Annotated in this window: 13 protein-coding genes; 3 read left to right on the top strand and 10 right to left on the bottom strand. The window is 46.6% G+C overall.

Features of this window, described 5'->3' with window-relative positions; genetic code table 11:
- The first annotated feature begins 46 nt into the window (after positions 1–46).
- A complete protein-coding gene (arsB, locus tag R7Q09_RS07185) occupies positions 47–1,102 on the top strand; it encodes an ACR3 family arsenite efflux transporter (RefSeq protein WP_318070697.1) in 1,056 nt (351 codons plus the stop codon).
- Between the two features lie 36 nt (positions 1,103–1,138).
- On the opposite strand, the gene R7Q09_RS07180 is transcribed toward arsB, so the two are convergent.
- A complete protein-coding gene (locus tag R7Q09_RS07180; RefSeq protein WP_213876028.1) occupies positions 1,139–1,918 on the bottom strand; it encodes a helix-turn-helix domain-containing protein in 780 nt (259 codons plus the stop codon).
- A 19-nt stretch (positions 1,919–1,937) separates the two neighbouring features.
- The gene (locus tag R7Q09_RS07175) at positions 1,938–2,471 is read right to left on the bottom strand and encodes a YbhB/YbcL family Raf kinase inhibitor-like protein (protein WP_213876026.1); all 534 of its coding nucleotides are present in this window, start codon (positions 2,469–2,471) and stop codon (positions 1,938–1,940) included.
- A 187-nt stretch (positions 2,472–2,658) separates the two neighbouring features.
- Between R7Q09_RS07175 and R7Q09_RS07170 the strand changes: the two genes are divergently transcribed.
- On the top strand, positions 2,659–3,450 hold the full coding sequence (locus R7Q09_RS07170; RefSeq protein ID WP_213876024.1) for a PhzF family phenazine biosynthesis protein: 792 nt from the start codon (positions 2,659–2,661) through the stop codon (positions 3,448–3,450).
- Between the two features lie 117 nt (positions 3,451–3,567).
- Here R7Q09_RS07170 and R7Q09_RS07165 read toward each other — a convergent pair whose 3' ends face one another.
- From R7Q09_RS07165 to R7Q09_RS07130, 8 genes are all read right to left on the bottom strand, one after another.
- Positions 3,568–3,930, bottom strand: a complete 363-nt coding sequence (locus R7Q09_RS07165; protein WP_213876022.1) for a RidA family protein — start codon at positions 3,928–3,930, stop codon at positions 3,568–3,570.
- Positions 3,931–3,944: 14 nt separating this feature from the next.
- Positions 3,945–4,991 (bottom strand): lactonase family protein, encoded by a 1,047-nt coding sequence (locus tag R7Q09_RS07160; protein ID WP_213876020.1) that lies wholly within the window; start codon positions 4,989–4,991, stop codon positions 3,945–3,947.
- A 79-nt stretch (positions 4,992–5,070) separates the two neighbouring features.
- Complete coding sequence (locus tag R7Q09_RS07155) at positions 5,071–7,524, bottom strand: beta-N-acetylhexosaminidase (protein ID WP_213876018.1); 2,454 nt, start codon at positions 7,522–7,524, stop codon at positions 5,071–5,073.
- 356 nt (positions 7,525–7,880) lie between these two features.
- Positions 7,881–8,510, bottom strand: coding sequence for a bifunctional 4-hydroxy-2-oxoglutarate aldolase/2-dehydro-3-deoxy-phosphogluconate aldolase (locus tag R7Q09_RS07150; RefSeq protein ID WP_105065785.1), 630 nt, complete (start codon positions 8,508–8,510; stop codon positions 7,881–7,883).
- 16 nt (positions 8,511–8,526) lie between these two features.
- On the bottom strand, positions 8,527–9,471 hold the full coding sequence (locus R7Q09_RS07145; RefSeq protein ID WP_318070698.1) for a sugar kinase: 945 nt from the start codon (positions 9,469–9,471) through the stop codon (positions 8,527–8,529).
- A 103-nt stretch (positions 9,472–9,574) separates the two neighbouring features.
- Positions 9,575–11,098 (bottom strand): sodium:solute symporter family protein, encoded by a 1,524-nt coding sequence (locus tag R7Q09_RS07140; protein ID WP_005435470.1) that lies wholly within the window; start codon positions 11,096–11,098, stop codon positions 9,575–9,577.
- Positions 11,099–11,332: 234 nt separating this feature from the next.
- Positions 11,333–11,725, bottom strand: coding sequence for a RidA family protein (locus tag R7Q09_RS07135; protein ID WP_005425100.1), 393 nt, complete (start codon positions 11,723–11,725; stop codon positions 11,333–11,335).
- Positions 11,726–11,776: 51 nt separating this feature from the next.
- On the bottom strand, positions 11,777–13,222 hold the full coding sequence (locus tag R7Q09_RS07130; RefSeq protein ID WP_095760469.1) for an N-acyl-D-amino-acid deacylase family protein: 1,446 nt from the start codon (positions 13,220–13,222) through the stop codon (positions 11,777–11,779).
- A 179-nt stretch (positions 13,223–13,401) separates the two neighbouring features.
- On the opposite strand from R7Q09_RS07130, the gene R7Q09_RS07125 reads away from it, so the two are divergent.
- Positions 13,402–14,673, top strand: coding sequence for an amino acid deaminase (locus tag R7Q09_RS07125; RefSeq protein ID WP_318070699.1), 1,272 nt, complete (start codon positions 13,402–13,404; stop codon positions 14,671–14,673).
- Positions 14,674–14,675: the final 2 nt, after the last annotated feature.

The following is a 14,675-nucleotide window of genomic DNA, read 5'->3' as shown; positions in this document are numbered from 1 at the left end:
TACCTTTAACTATCGCCTTTCGACGATAAACGAATAAGAGAACACTATGACTACTCAAGTTTTAAATAGTGCCAGCGACAAAATGAGCTTCTTGGACCGTTACCTAACGGTGTGGATTTTTGTGGCAATGGCAATCGGTGTAGGTATTGGCGCAGCATTCCCTCAAGTTGCTGAGTGGAACGAGTCAATGTCAGTTGGTAGCACAAACGTACCGCTAGCGATTGGTTTAATTTTGATGATGTACCCGCCACTCGCAAAGGTGAACTACAACCTGCTAGGCACAGTGACGAAAGATAAAAAAGCAATCACGCTGTCTTTGGTCATGAACTGGATTGTCGGCCCTATTTTGATGTTCATCCTTGCATTGACTTTCCTAGGTGATCATCCGGGTTACATGGTTGGTATCATTCTGATCGGTCTTGCTCGTTGTATTGCGATGGTATTGGTATGGAACGATATCGGTGGTGGTAACAAAGAATACGGCGCAGCCCTAGTTGCATTAAACAGCGCTTTCCAAATCGTGACTTACAGTGTGATGGCATGGTTGTTTATCACTGTGTTGCCACCAGTCTTTGGTTACGAAGGTTTCGTAGTTGATATCTCGATGATGGACATCGCGGAAAGCGTTCTTGTTTACCTTGGTATCCCATTCCTAGCGGGCTTCCTAAGCCGCAAATGGCTGGTCGCTGCGAAAGGTGAACAATGGTACAACGACGTATTCATCCCACGCATTTCACCAATTACGCTTATCGCCCTGCTTGCGACCATCGTACTGATGTTCAGCTTGAAAGGTGAAATGATTCTTGAACTGCCAATGGATGTATTCCGTGTAGCAATTCCACTGGCTATCTACTTTGTGTTGATGTTCTTTGTCAGCTTCTTCGTTGGTAAGAAAATGGGCATCGACTACGACAAAAACGCGTCAATTGCTTTCACGGCAACAGGCAACAACTTTGAATTGGCTATTGCGGTTTCTATCGCGGTGTTTGGCCTAAACTCAGACCAAGCTTTTGCTGGTGTCATTGGTCCGCTGATCGAAGTGCCTGTGTTGATTGCTTTGGTGAATGTAGCATTGCGAATGAAAGCCAAATATTATGGCTAACTTAAAAAGCACAAAAAATACAAAAGCGGTAAAACATTAACTCACTACCGTTTTAATATACTCGCTGGGCGTTAGGCCGAACTTACTTTTAAAGCGTTGGCTAAAACGCCCCTCTGACTGATAACCACACAACTGTGCGAGCATAGCAACGTTATACGAGCCATTTTGCATCAAGTAAAGTGCGTGATTTAAGCGCACTTCTGCCAATACTTCACGATACTGGGTACCTTCTTGTTTCAGTTTTCGTATCAATGTTGCTCGGCTCATAGCAAAGTGCCCCGCGACCATATCTAATGGATGCTCCTCCCCTGGAGAGCGCGATAAGTAACGACTAAGTTTCTGACTAAAAGAGATATGTGAACTCGAGAACAACCGATGCAATAACCCTCTCTCAGCTAGCTGCTGATATAGGCCCATAATCCAATAGCGTTGTGTCGCTTCACTTAAGCTTTCCCGCTCAAACGAAAACAAAGCATTTAACGTCGCTTGCAATGCTTTATCTGTCGCAACAACGGGTACATAGTTTCCTAATGCGTTGCTCATGCTTAGCTCCAACATTTCATCGCTAGGCACACAGTGAAAACTGAACATTCGAGAAAGAAATCGCCCTTGTAGAGGAAGGTTTTCAAAATTTAGGGATGCATTTGCTTCACAAAGCATGATATTTGGATGATGGATGTCGAGTACTTCATCTTTCCAGAAAAGATGTTTACTCCCCTTAACAATCTGAATAAGGCTTGGGGAGTGAATCCTGACATTACGAAGCTTCTGCTGCTGCTCCGCACGAAACAGCGTAACCTGATATTGGTGACCCATTCTCTCCCCTTATATTCAATTATCGCGTGTAAGTCGTGGTTAATGTCGCTTTACCCAAAGCAACACTATTCAAAGTAAACCCTACAATGGCTGGTGGCGTGTTTTCATCCAAATTCAGTTCGTCAGTTGGCAATGCCCACACCGTAAACTGGTAACGATGCATCCCATCATTCTTTGGAGGACACGCGCCGCCGAACCCCGTTGTGCCGTAGTCAATACGAGATTCTTTGCCGCCTAACTTGTTCATATCAATGCCTCGAGGCAGCTCGCTAACGGTGGATGGAATATTAAACGCTATCCAATGCCAAAAACCACTGCCTGTTGGCGCATCGGGGTCATACACGGTGATCGCAAAACTTTTTGTGCCCTTTGGAGCTTCTTTCCACATCAATTGTGGTGATTGATTCCCGCCATCACATCCCCAACCAGAGTATTCAAATGTCTTCGCCATCGGGTGGCCTTCTTGAATATCTCTACTCACGAGTTCAAATGCATGGGCAGAACCGACCGCAAAAACACTCAATGCCAAAACTGATTTGTAGATCGCTTTCATGTTTTTCTTCCTTTCAATGAATTCAACACTAGTGTAAGTACCCAGCAGTCCGAATCCTTGTCAGTAAGTATCAAAAAACACAAAATAATCTATAATTTTGACACTTTAAGATTCTAACACAAATTTCTTACTCTCTTAATTGCACTTGGTTTATGCTAATTAATCGCTCACGGAACAAGGAAGGAAAATGGAATTGGATATCTACGTGGTGGACGCCTTCACCGATACGCAATTCAAAGGCAACTCAGCAGCGGTGATACCGTTAGAGGAATGGCTAGCCCCAGAATTGATGCAAAATATCGCGACAGAAAACAACTTGTCGGAAACGGCTTTTCTAAAATCCATTGGCGCAAACCGATATGAGATTCGTTGGTTCTCTCCGATTACTGAAATCGACTTTTGTGGACACGCCACGCTGGCCTCGTCGTTAGTTCTGTTTGATGAGCTTGGCATTGGTGGCACGATTGAATTTCATACTCTGGAAGTAGGAACCCTCACCGTAGAGAAGAATGCGCAGGGTAAGATCGAGATGACGTTCCCTGCTCGTCCTCCAAAAGCCGTTTCTGATATTCCCTCGGCATTGATTGAGGGCTTAAGTTGCGATGTGGAACGCGTACTGCTTAGCCCTCAAGCGTATTTCGTGGTGGTCGACAGCCAACAGGAGGTACTTGAGGTTCAGTACCGTTCTGAGCACCTTAAGGCACTCGCTCCTTACGATGTGGTCGTTACTGCGAAAGGCGATCAACAAGACTTTGTATCGCGTTACTTTTGGCCAGCAAATGGTGGCGACGAAGACCCCGTAACTGGCTCGATTCACGCTGGATTAGCACCATTCTGGGCAGAAGAATTAGGCAAAACATCACTGGTTGCTTATCAAGCTTCTCAGCGCGGAGGCATTTTGCACTGTGAGGTAAACGGCGAACAAGTAAGAGTATCTGGCGATGGCGTGCTCTACATGAAAGGCAAGATTTTTGTGTAGCCCTTTAGCCTGTCTTTAGCATTAGCCCAATAGGACAAAGCCCAGCGTTATTGAGCTATATAACGCTGAGCTTGAGGATAACGCTGGACTTGATGGTTTGAGTAGAGTGATATCGAACTACTGGAACTTCTTACCCGCAGCGGCAACGAACGCCATTTCTACCAATAGTTCAGGGTTCGCCAATTCGACTTTGACGCAAGCGCGGCTTGGTGCGCAGCCCTCAGAGAACCACGCATCCCACACTTCGTTAAGCGCATCGAAGTTAGCAAAATCCGTCACGTAAATCGTCACAGATAGAATGCGCGATTTATCGCTATCAACACTGGCTAGCATTTGTTCGGCTTGGTCGAAGATCTGCTGCACTTGCCCTTTCATATCTGCAGTTGTATCTGCTTCTGCCACCTCAACAAAGTTGGCAATACCGTTGAACACCGTTACATCAGACCAACGTTTACATGGATTAATACGATGAATTGTCATGTTATTTCTCTTAATTACGGCTTCTCAACCAAACACACAGGCGCACCGATGTCGCACGAATATCCGGTTGGAGTGATAACGCCAGTTTCCGGATTCCTATGGAAGCTAGCGACATTATGTGAATGTTGATTGGCAACGAGCATCCACTGCCCGTCACGGGATAAAACAAAATCTCTTGGGAACGCGCCACCACAATCGGACTCGGCAATTTGAACTGGAGTATTGCTCGTTACATCAAATGTACTGATCAGATTTTGCGCACGGCATGAGACATAGACAAAGCGCTCATCCACGGAGAGACGAATAGCAGACGCCGCTTCTTTGTTCTCTTCATCGGCTAACAGTTTAACTTGTTGAGTCAGATTCCATTGTCCGTTTTGCTTGCGAAGTACCACCAGCGTTTCAGACAATTCGCAAACAACGTACGCGACAGATTCATCACGATTGAAGATCAAATGACGAGGCCCTGAGCCAGCAGGCATCGCGATGCTTTGAGAAAGTGGAAACTTAACTGTCTCACCATCATTGTAGTAGTCATAAAAGTGAACACTGTCTGTGCCTAAATCGACCACAGCCAATTGAGCGGAGTATTTTAGAAAAGTGACTTGATGGGCATGAGGGGAAGTCTGACGGTCAATATTCGGCCCATTGCCTTCTACATACAATTCTGCAATGGATTTCAACGGCTTACCTTGTTCATCAAGTTGGTAAACACTTACATTGCCGGAACCGTAGTTTGCAACAGCGAGTAGCTGTTCTTTAATGTCGATATGGCAAGGGTAGTCACCTTCAATTGGCAATCCATAGCTGTCTATTTTTTCAGCAAATATCAGCTCTGCACCTGCCAAACGATCGACTTCATTAAAGGTATATAAACCCTCTCCTCTGAGCGCAAGGTAAGAAGGGTTACGAACCGTTTTTACTGCGTCTGGAACAAGTTCATTGATGAGCGTTAATGCGCCAGTAGCAGTATCAAGAGAAACACACGCAATGCCCTGACTTTGGCTTGGTGAATCGGTATAGGTGCCTACATAAAAATGTAAGTGACCATTTACTATCATGGGAAACCTTTAGGAGATAAAAGAGTGCTTAACCGATAAGATGCCGCCTGCGTTACCAGACGGCAATCCCTTTTAGTTATCAATCGGTTAAAGTGTGAAGCAACTGCTCGGTTGGTACTACGATGGCGACAATCGTTTCATCAAAAATAATCGCATTTTCATCGATAGTGCGTTGATACGCTTCAGTGTCAGATTGGCTAATGTCACTGCCCTGCTTGGCGAGCTCAATCAAAGTTAAACCTAAATCGGCAACTTTGATTGCGGCTTCTGCAACTGGCACCGTTTCTACCGACGCCACGTTTGCAGCGAAAATAGGTTTGGCTTGCTGCGCCGCTAACTTAACGCTCTGATAATGCATCGCCAACGCATCCAACGCGGTTTTATCACTTTGAGCATAAGCTGCGACCAAATCTTTCATCTCGTACACTGCTAGGCTTTCTACTGGCAATGCATCCGCAAAGCGGTTTAGTCGCTCATACTGGTTGTACAAATCACCTTCATTTGGCGTAGAGATCCACTTCTCCCAATGACGAGCGTAGTATTGAGCCGGCTCGATGTACTTCGCTAATGTTTGTAGCGGCGTTTCATCTGCACCATTAGCAAGACGTTTCAACATCATATTGGCATCGGCATGATGACGCAGACCAAGCGAAATCTCAGACCATGTATCCATCACCTTCATGCGCTTGTACATGCTGCGCTCATCGGTCAGGTCTTGGCTCGACCATAGGCGCTCAGCAATTGCGTAGCTTCTCGGCCATAAGCGTTGCTCGATGGTCATTGAATCGAGGTTCTCACCCCAAATGGTGATTTCTCCGCCTAAGATCAAATGCTGTTCTTTCTCGGTCAGTTCAGCTGGATAGCCGCCATTCGGCTCAGGAATGACACTCCCCTGCATGTCACTGCTCGCGACCAATTCTCCAATCGCAGGCCAACGAACATTGCCAATCAATTGGTAACTGGTGTCTTTCAACTTGCCATCCGCAAAGTCATAGTTGAATTCGGTGTAAGACATAAAGTTATCGAAGTGCCCTTTAAACTTCACACCCGGCACGTACTCGATGATGAACACCTCTTCACGAGACTTACCGTTGTAATCGGTAAACGCACGGTAGCTGCCGTCTGTCGCTTCAATAATGGTTAGATTACCTGTACGTGGACCACCTTTGTTGCGTGGTTTCACCCAATCATAAGTCGCGAATTTCTCACCTTGATGAAGTTGGTCATCAACCGTGATTCCTTTCGGCATTGGATCATTGCGGTAGTGGTAACTGGTTGGTTGTGGCTGGTCTAGGTAATAGCCTGTTGAGAGAATGCCTTGATAGCCCTCTTTTGCTGCTCGACCTATACTGTCGTGCCCTTGCCAACTTTGAATCACAATCGAGGTTGGAAGGTCTTTGTGCCAGATTTCATCCCAGCCAGTCATCTTCTTGTCGCGCTGTTTCAGCATCTGTTCAACCTTGGTGTTCAGATACGATTGCAGACCGCGCTCACCATCCAGATTGTTGTCTTTGATGAATTGCTGAATCTTCGGGTTGTCTTTCCACTGTTGGTAATTTGGTTCATCCCCGCCGATATGGAAGTACTCATCTGGGAAGAGCTCAACCACTTCGTCAAACACACTCGCCAGCATCTTATAGAGTTCAGGATTGGTCGGGTCCATTAACGGCTCAAACACACCCCAGCCACGTTGATGCGGATAAGATTGCTCACCCATACCAGACATTAATTCAGGGTAAGCGTGCGCTACTGCCGAAGCATGTCCCGGCAAAGAAATTTCAGGGATAACTCGAATGCCAAGGTTACGCGCGTAATTCACCACATAGCGGATTTCATCTTTGGTGTAGTAATCACCATCTGCGGTGTCTTGCCACAGTTTTTGGTAATTATCGAGCTGGATACGAATCGCTTGATCATCCCAAATATGCCAATGGAAGACGTTCATTTTTGCTGATGCCATCGCATCGAGTTGACGAAGAATCACATCAAGTTCGATAAAGTGACGGGAAGTGTCGTAAGAAACACCACGCCAAGGAAAACGTGGCTCATCTTGAATCGACACCGCAGGCACAAAGTAGCCAGTCGCGTCCGTAGTCACTAACTGTAAGAAGGTTTCTAAACCATGGAAAGCACCGTAAGGGCGTTCGGAGCGAATGATGATCTGACCATTGCGCGATTCAAGTTGGTACGATTCATCGCTGTTAATGTCTTGCACCTCTGACTTGGGCGCATTACGAATATCAATCACCAGAGTCGCATCTTTTTCCGACTCAGCATGCCAGTTCAACATCGGTAAGCCGGTTTGACGATATAGACGATCCATGGTGCGCTTAGCGTTGAACTGCACGCGCGGGGAATCGTAGCCTTTGATGTAAATGCTGAAGGATTTATCCAGTGTGATTTTACCCTGCCCCAACTCTACATTTTGTGGGTAAGGCATTAGGTTAAGATCGGTGTTTGGAGTCATCGCCATTGCTGCCGTTGGAATTGTGATTAAGCCTGAAATGAGTAGTGCTAATGTACCTTTGTTCATCCGCGCCATCCTATTGTTACTAGGGTCTGTTGATCTTTCGCGGTTAAATTTTGTTCGAGATAAAATCGTTTTAGGCGCGACAAGGAGTGTGTAGCCTAGTCATTCTAAGCAAATACTCCTTAACAAAGCATAAAACGATTTTAGCCGAACCCTCTGGGCAGCGTTTGTTGGTCATTTCTACTGCGTTATCGACTTCTCATGTAGGCTAGCTACATAGCAAAGTCTCTGCCTTGTATAAATATCCAACAATTCGCTGCAAAAATCAGCTCGGAAGTTCAACAGACCCTATAATTATTCAACCCAAGTCACGCTATTTAATGGGGTCTGGTGACTTGGGTAAAAGAGCTCTGTTTGAGTTACGCAACCAGCTCTACTGCTTCACGAACCAGCTTGCCAATTTCTTCCCACTGCTCGTTTTCAATTAAGCTCGGTGCCACCATCCAAGTACCACCGCAACAAACCACACGGTCGATAGCCAGGTAATCATTGACGTTGCTTTTACCGATACCGCCTGTCGGCATCAGACTCACATCAACATAAGGTGCGAGTAGCGACTTCACCATCGCGATACCACCGCTGGCTTCTGCCGGGAAGAATTTGAGGAAGTTCAAACCCAGCTCAAGAGCTTGTTCAACCTGACTTGGGTTATTCACGCCCGGTACGATTGGCATGTTGATTTCTTGGCAGCGACGTACGGTATTTGGGTTCAACCCCGGCGCGACAATAAACTCTGCACCCGCGTCTTTTGCTTGGGTAATTTGCTCTGGCGTCAGTACCGTGCCAGCACCGATGCACATTTGCGGGTAAGCATCGCGCATGGCTTTAATCGCATCGGCAGCGGCTTCTGTTCGAAACGTTACTTCTGCGACTGGCAAACCGTTTTCTACTAACACTTTCGCCAGTGGAATCGCGTGCTCAACCTTATTGATTTGAATAACAGGAATAACTTTGAATTGCTGAAGTTGCTGAATCATTGCTTGGGACATAATACGTTCTCGGAAATTATCGAATTAGATGAGTCATGGCGTCGTTTGGAATGATCGCGCCAGGATATTGAATAACGGTTGCCGCTAGTGCGTGACCGAGTTGGGCAGATTGCTCGCAACTTTGTTCGGTCAATCTGCCAGCAAGGTAACCAGCAGCAAAAGAGTCGCCGGCGGCACAAGTGTCGAGCACTTTGACGACCTTTTCGGCAGCTACGTAAGCGCTTTGCTTGTCGTCACCTTGCGACCAAACCAGTTTGCAGGGCTCACAGCCACGTTTTATCACGATTTCTTGGCAACCAAAGCGGAGGCAGCGCTGCTCAGCACTTTCCTCTTCACCCCATACCAAGACATCATCGTCTTCTGTGATAAGCGCAATGTCGACTAAAGGCAGAATTTGGCTATACCAATGTTTCGCCTCTTGTGCAGACCAAAGTTGAGGACGGAAGTTGTTATCGAAGATAACCTTGCCTCCACCTTGTGAGAACTGGCTTAACGCCTTTTTAAGCCTTACTTTGCTATCGTCATTTAGAATCGCGATGCTGATGCCACTTAGGTAGAGGTAGTCCAGCTCTCGGTTCGCAATCGCGGCTTCTAATTTGTTGAGCGAAGAGGTAGAGAAATAGCTTTTAACGGCTGCGCTATCACGCCAGTAAAGAAAGCTGCGTTCGCCTTCTTGGTCGGTCTGTACCATGTACAAACCCGGCAGTTGAGCTGGGAAGATCTCGACAAGGTCAGTCGCAATGCCCTCTTGTTGCCAGTTTTCCAGAAGCTCTTGAGAAAGTACGTCTTCCCCAAGACCGGTCGCGTAAGACACTTGGACAGGTTGTTGAGCCGTTAGTCGAGAGAGGTAAAGTGCGGTATTGAGCGTGTCGCCACCAAAGCGTTTGCGAATTGGGTCGCCGCTCAGTTCAATCATGCATTCGCCAAAGAAAGCAATTTTAGTCTGGGATGAATCGGTCATCGTTCACCTACTTTGGATAGATTTAGAATGGTGGCTCGGGGGAGGCACCAGTTTGTCAGGAGCTTATGAGCGAGTTTCTGTTCGAGCCGGAAACTCTCTGCTGTTAAGCGTTTTGATTTGCCGCCGTTGCGCGATTTTGTAGAGAAGCGTCTTCTTCCAGAACACCTTTGTCAGACAGTTCCATTTCCATCAGCGCGCGCTCATCATCAAGGATTGCTCGTGCCATTTCTGGTGATACTTGGTTAGCTGGAGTCACTAGGCTCACTGCCACACCAGCAGTTAGAGCAAACAAGCAAGATGGAATCACTGGGTTGCCCCAGAAAGCGGTCAGGTCAGGGCTCAGCATTACTGCAAATGAAGCAATAGACGCACCTGCCAATGTTGCCAATGCACCTTGCCAGTTGTAACGCTTCCAGAAGCGACCCAACATACCGCACACGAACATGCCAGACATAACTGTCGAGATCATCTTAGTGATGTAGCCGATGATGTCGTTAGAGGTTAGCGCGAACAGCAATGCACAACCGATCACTACAACCAAAGCCAAGCGAGAGTAATTCAACATGGATTCTTTGTTTGGCACGCGACCGGTGAACATAACGTACACATCACGCAGTAAGATAGACACGCCCGCAATCGCATCGGAACTTGCACTCGACATGGTTGCCGATAGACCTGCAATAAGAACGATAAGACCAACACCTACTGGCAATACTGTTGCCGCGATGTATGGGAAAGCAAAGTTTGCGTTGTTCAGTTCAGGGTCAATCGCATGCGCCGCCATACCAATTACTGCTGGGATGATGGAGAAGAACAAGTACAGCACACCAGAAGCCACGAACGAACGGCGGATGGTTGATACGTCTTTACCTGAGTAGATACGTTGGCGGAATGAAGGCGTTGCAAGTACACCCACACCAATCACAACAGCAAGAGAAACCGCTGGGATTAAACCAAGCTTATCAATCGCAAGGAAGCTAACCGCTTCTGGGTCCATGGCTGAGTACAGGTTATCCAAGCCACCAATGTGTTGCACAGACAGTACCGCCATTAGGATGAAGCCAACAAACAAGATGATAGCTTGAATGGTGTCTGTCCAAACCACCGCAGTGTAGCCGCCAATAACGACGTAAATGGTAAACGCTGCTGCGATGATCATCTTCGCAGTGCTCAGCTCAATATCGGCAATCCACGCTAGGTACATACCACCACCAAGGATGTGTGCGCCCAACCAGCCGATAGAAGCGATAAAGATAAGCAGACCAACCACGTTCTTCACGATGCGGTTTGCACCTACGTAGTATGCGAGCTCTTCACTCATGGTCATAAAGTTGAGTTTACGAACTGGCGCGAACCACAGTGCCAATAACAAGATACCAATTGCGCCGCCAATGCCGTAAAGCGCACCAGCCCAACCGTTTGAGTAACCAAAGCCAACCGCGCCCATACTAGAGCCCGTGCCAACCATAGTTGCTACCGTGGTACCTAATACGAGGAACAGAGGTAAGCCTCGACCACCGAGTAGAAAGTCTTCACCTGATTTTTGGTTGCGAGAGACAAACCATCCCAACCAAATTAAAAATAAGACATACGCACCGAAGCCGGTAAGAAAAAGTGTACTGTTCATTGAACACCTCTCATATCAAAATCCATCTTTCAGATTGATATAATTCCAGCAGCAAGTATTAGATTTTATTCCAGAAATTATCTAATTTTATTTTTATAGCTTTTGCTAAATATATTAGGCACTACTGCTTTATGAAATTATATTTATGTAGGGAGTGAGAGTGCCAAAAAGATAATAACAGGAAAGTAATTATTTCCGGCACTCTATTTTATTTAATTAGGTAAAGTGTGATTTCTATCGGCGATCTTCGCGGTAGCAAGTCACATCGACTTCGACTTTCACGTCCACCACCAGATCACACACCATACAAATACGTGCAGGTGGGTGGTCACCAAAGAACTCTCTGAACACTTTATTGAACGATTGGAAGTAACGAGAATCCGTTAGCACCACCTTTACGTGTACCACGTCAGCTAACGTGTAACCTGCTTCTTCCATAATATCGACACAGTTTTGAATCGCTAAGCGAGACTGGTCAACGATACCGCCTTCTACCACTTCGCCATCAGTCATTGGTGTTTGACCCGATACGTATAAGAAGCCGCCCGCTTCTGTTGCACGTGCAAATGGTAAATGTTGACCGCCAGTACCTACGCCGCCTTCTACACCATAACGTTTAATTGACATAATATTCTCCAGTGATAATGCTTAATCTATAAAATTAATTTATTTAATAAGTTATTGATGGGTATTATTTCGATAAATAAATACGCCATTTCTATTTTCGGTGACTTTATCTTTTAAATAAGATAGTTCGCCATTTACAAATACAGATTCAATACCTTGCGCGACGGAAATTGGATTTTCGAACGTTGCAGTATCTTTAATTGTATTTGGGTTAAATAAAACCAAGTCTGCGTAAGCGCCTGTTTTTATTTCCCCACGATCTTTCAATTGGTAGCGTGTTGCTGACATCCCCGTCATCTTGTGAATCGCTTCTGCCAATGGGAAAAGCTGTTCTTCACGGCAGTAATGCCCCAAGACTTTCGGGAATGTGCCCCACAAACGTGGATGTGGATGCGGGTCATTTGGTAATCCATCCGAGCCCACCATGGTCAACTTATACTTAAGTACCCGTTTGACGTCGTTTTCATCCATGCAGTGATAAACCGCACCCGCAGGTTGCAACGCTTTTGCTGCTTCCATAAGAGGCAGTTGCATCTCGTCAGCAATGTCTTTCAGCATCTTGCCAGCGTGTTCAGGTTTACGTTCAGACCAAGTGATGAAGATGTCGATTTCATCCGTCACCTGTTTTAAATCCAGCGTTGAAGAACTGGCAGAATATGGGTAGCAATCGCAAGACACGTCTTGATGCTCAGAAACCTTGTCCATCAAATCCAGCACTTCTACGGTGCGTCCCCAGTTGCCTGCACCTGCGCATTTCAGATGAGAAATCACCACTGGCACTTTGGCGTACTGCCCAGTTTCAAAGGCTTCTTCCATTGCGCTGATGATTTCTTCAAACTCAGTGCGCATGTGTGTGGTGTAGATACCACCGTGATGACCGAGAATTTCCGCTAGGCGCATCACTTCATCCGCATTCGCTTGCTTGGCACTCGCATAAGCAAGACCCGAGCTCAAACCCAGTGCGCCCTCTTCCATCGCTTGTGCCAGTGTTTGGCGCATTTGCTCGATTTCTTCATCGGTTGCCGTGCGCAGTAAGTCATCCATCACGTTGTTACGTAAAGTTGTGTGACCGACCAACGCAGCGACGTTGACCGCAGGGTTCGCCGCTTGTACCGCCTTCGCATACTCCGCAAAAGTTGGGTATTTGAAGTCTTCCTGCTTGCCCAATAGGTTCATTGGGTCTGGCGGAGTATCACTGAGTACCGCAGGGCTCGCGCTAATTCCGCAATTGCCTACGATTACTGTCGTCACACCTTGGCTGATCTTTGGCAAGCAGTCAGGGTAACGAATCACATTGGTGTCATCGTGCGTGTGCACATCAATAAATCCCGGAGCCAACGCAAGACCCTGACCGTTGATAACCTTCTTTGCAGAAAGCTCGTCTAGCTGCCCTACTTGCTCAATACGATCTTGACGAATCGCAACATCAGCAATGAATGGTGCTGCACCCGTACCGTCAAATACCTCTACGCTTTTGATAATGGTATCGAACAACATACTTCACTCTCTTCGTCCGTCGTTAACATGATTCCATCTTAATAATTCTTGAAATTTAAACAGTGAAGAAACACACAAAAAACTTAGATTTGTTTGATACTTTCTAACATATTATTTATGGTAGTTAGCAACAAACAATTAATATCAATCACTTAGACCATGTTAGAAGTAGGTACGCCATGAAAGACAATCGCCAAAAGTGTGATAAAAACTATCATAATGAGTGTGTTACCACACCAGGTTACGGAGAGAAAGCTCAACCTGTTGCGTGTAATTCCGATGGGTTACACAGTTTGATCCATGAAGAGATCACCTTGCCCGCTGCGGTGATCAAATCTTCTTCATTGAAGAACAACCTCGATTGGATGCAGCGTTTTGCCAATCAGCACAAAGTGAAGTTGTCACCGCACGGTAAAACCACCATGACTCCCGCTTTCTTTCAGCAGCAATTAGAAAACGGCGCTTGGGGCATTACCGTCGCAACGCCAGCTCAGGCAGAGATTGCGGTGCTAGGCGGAGCGAAAAACATCATCATGGCGAACCAACTAGTCGGGCGCGCTAACATGACCATCATCGCCAACTTGATTGAAACCCATGGAATCAACTTCTATTGCTGTGTGGATTCAAACCGAAACGTCAAAGCGCTAGAGCGTGCCTTCGCTGAATATCAGTTGCCGCTTAATGTACTGATTGAGTTTGGTGTCGAAGGCGGTCGCTGTGGATGCCGAAACCAACAAGATGTAGTTGAGCTCGCCACACTCATCCACCAGCAACCTCACCTTACGCTCAAAGGTATCGAGGTTTACGAAGGTGTCATTCATGGTGACAATGCTGAACAAGACATCCGTGACTTCCTCAACGCCACATTAGAAATCGCAGCCCAACTACAAAACGACAAGTTGATTGAGTCCAAGCCTCTGGTCACAGGCGCAGGCTCTGCTTGGTATGACGTAGTTTCTGAATGCTTCGCCAACCTAGAAGATTTTGACGCCATCATTCGCCCAGGTTGCTACGCGATTCATGACACAGGCATTTACCTAGACGCACAAAACAAAGTCATGCAGCGCGCTGAAAATAACCAAGGTGCAGCGTGTGATTTAGGTGGTGACTTGGAATCGGCACTAGAGCTATGGGCTTATGTCATTTCTCGCCCCGAGCCAACCAAGCTAGTTGCCGGCTTTGGCAAACGTGACGTGGCGTTTGATGCTGGATTACCAATCCCCGAGCGTGCTTACCGCGATGGTGAGTCAATCTCTATTGAAAGTGCGGTAACGACCGCGGTGATGGATCAGCACGCGTTCATCGAAGTAGACGCAAACAGCGACCTTCAAGTGGGTGATATGATTGCCTTCTCAACCTCTCATCCATGTTTAACGTTTGATAAGTGGCGTGCCGTGGCGGTTTGTGATGATGAGTATCAAGTTACTCATTGGGTGAAAACCCGTTTCTGATG

Source organism: Vibrio sp. 2130-1, from assembly GCF_033339515.1.
This window is presented reverse-complemented; position numbering and strand designations above follow the sequence as displayed.

Bases quoted from the DNA above. Each gene is read 5' to 3' on its own strand.
- R7Q09_RS07135 (WP_005425100.1), bottom strand. From the start codon at position 11,725: ATGTCAATTAAACGTTATGGTGTAGAAGGCGGCGTAGGTACTGGCGGT.
- R7Q09_RS07125 (WP_318070699.1), top strand. From the start codon at position 13,402: ATGAAAGACAATCGCCAAAAGTGTGATAAAAACTATCATAATGAGTGT.
- R7Q09_RS07130 (WP_095760469.1), bottom strand. From the start codon at position 13,222: ATGTTGTTCGATACCATTATCAAAAGCGTAGAGGTATTTGACGGTACG.
- arsB (WP_318070697.1), top strand. From the start codon at position 47: ATGACTACTCAAGTTTTAAATAGTGCCAGCGACAAAATGAGCTTCTTG.
- R7Q09_RS07155 (WP_213876018.1), bottom strand. From the start codon at position 7,524: ATGAACAAAGGTACATTAGCACTACTCATTTCAGGCTTAATCACAATT.
- R7Q09_RS07150 (WP_105065785.1), bottom strand. From the start codon at position 8,510: ATGTCCCAAGCAATGATTCAGCAACTTCAGCAATTCAAAGTTATTCCT.
- R7Q09_RS07160 (WP_213876020.1), bottom strand. From the start codon at position 4,991: ATGATAGTAAATGGTCACTTACATTTTTATGTAGGCACCTATACCGAT.
- R7Q09_RS07180 (WP_213876028.1), bottom strand. From the start codon at position 1,918: ATGGGTCACCAATATCAGGTTACGCTGTTTCGTGCGGAGCAGCAGCAG.
- R7Q09_RS07145 (WP_318070698.1), bottom strand. From the start codon at position 9,471: ATGACCGATTCATCCCAGACTAAAATTGCTTTCTTTGGCGAATGCATG.
- R7Q09_RS07140 (WP_005435470.1), bottom strand. From the start codon at position 11,098: ATGAACAGTACACTTTTTCTTACCGGCTTCGGTGCGTATGTCTTATTT.
- R7Q09_RS07165 (WP_213876022.1), bottom strand. From the start codon at position 3,930: ATGACAATTCATCGTATTAATCCATGTAAACGTTGGTCTGATGTAACG.
- R7Q09_RS07170 (WP_213876024.1), top strand. From the start codon at position 2,659: ATGGAATTGGATATCTACGTGGTGGACGCCTTCACCGATACGCAATTC.
- R7Q09_RS07175 (WP_213876026.1), bottom strand. From the start codon at position 2,471: ATGAAAGCGATCTACAAATCAGTTTTGGCATTGAGTGTTTTTGCGGTC.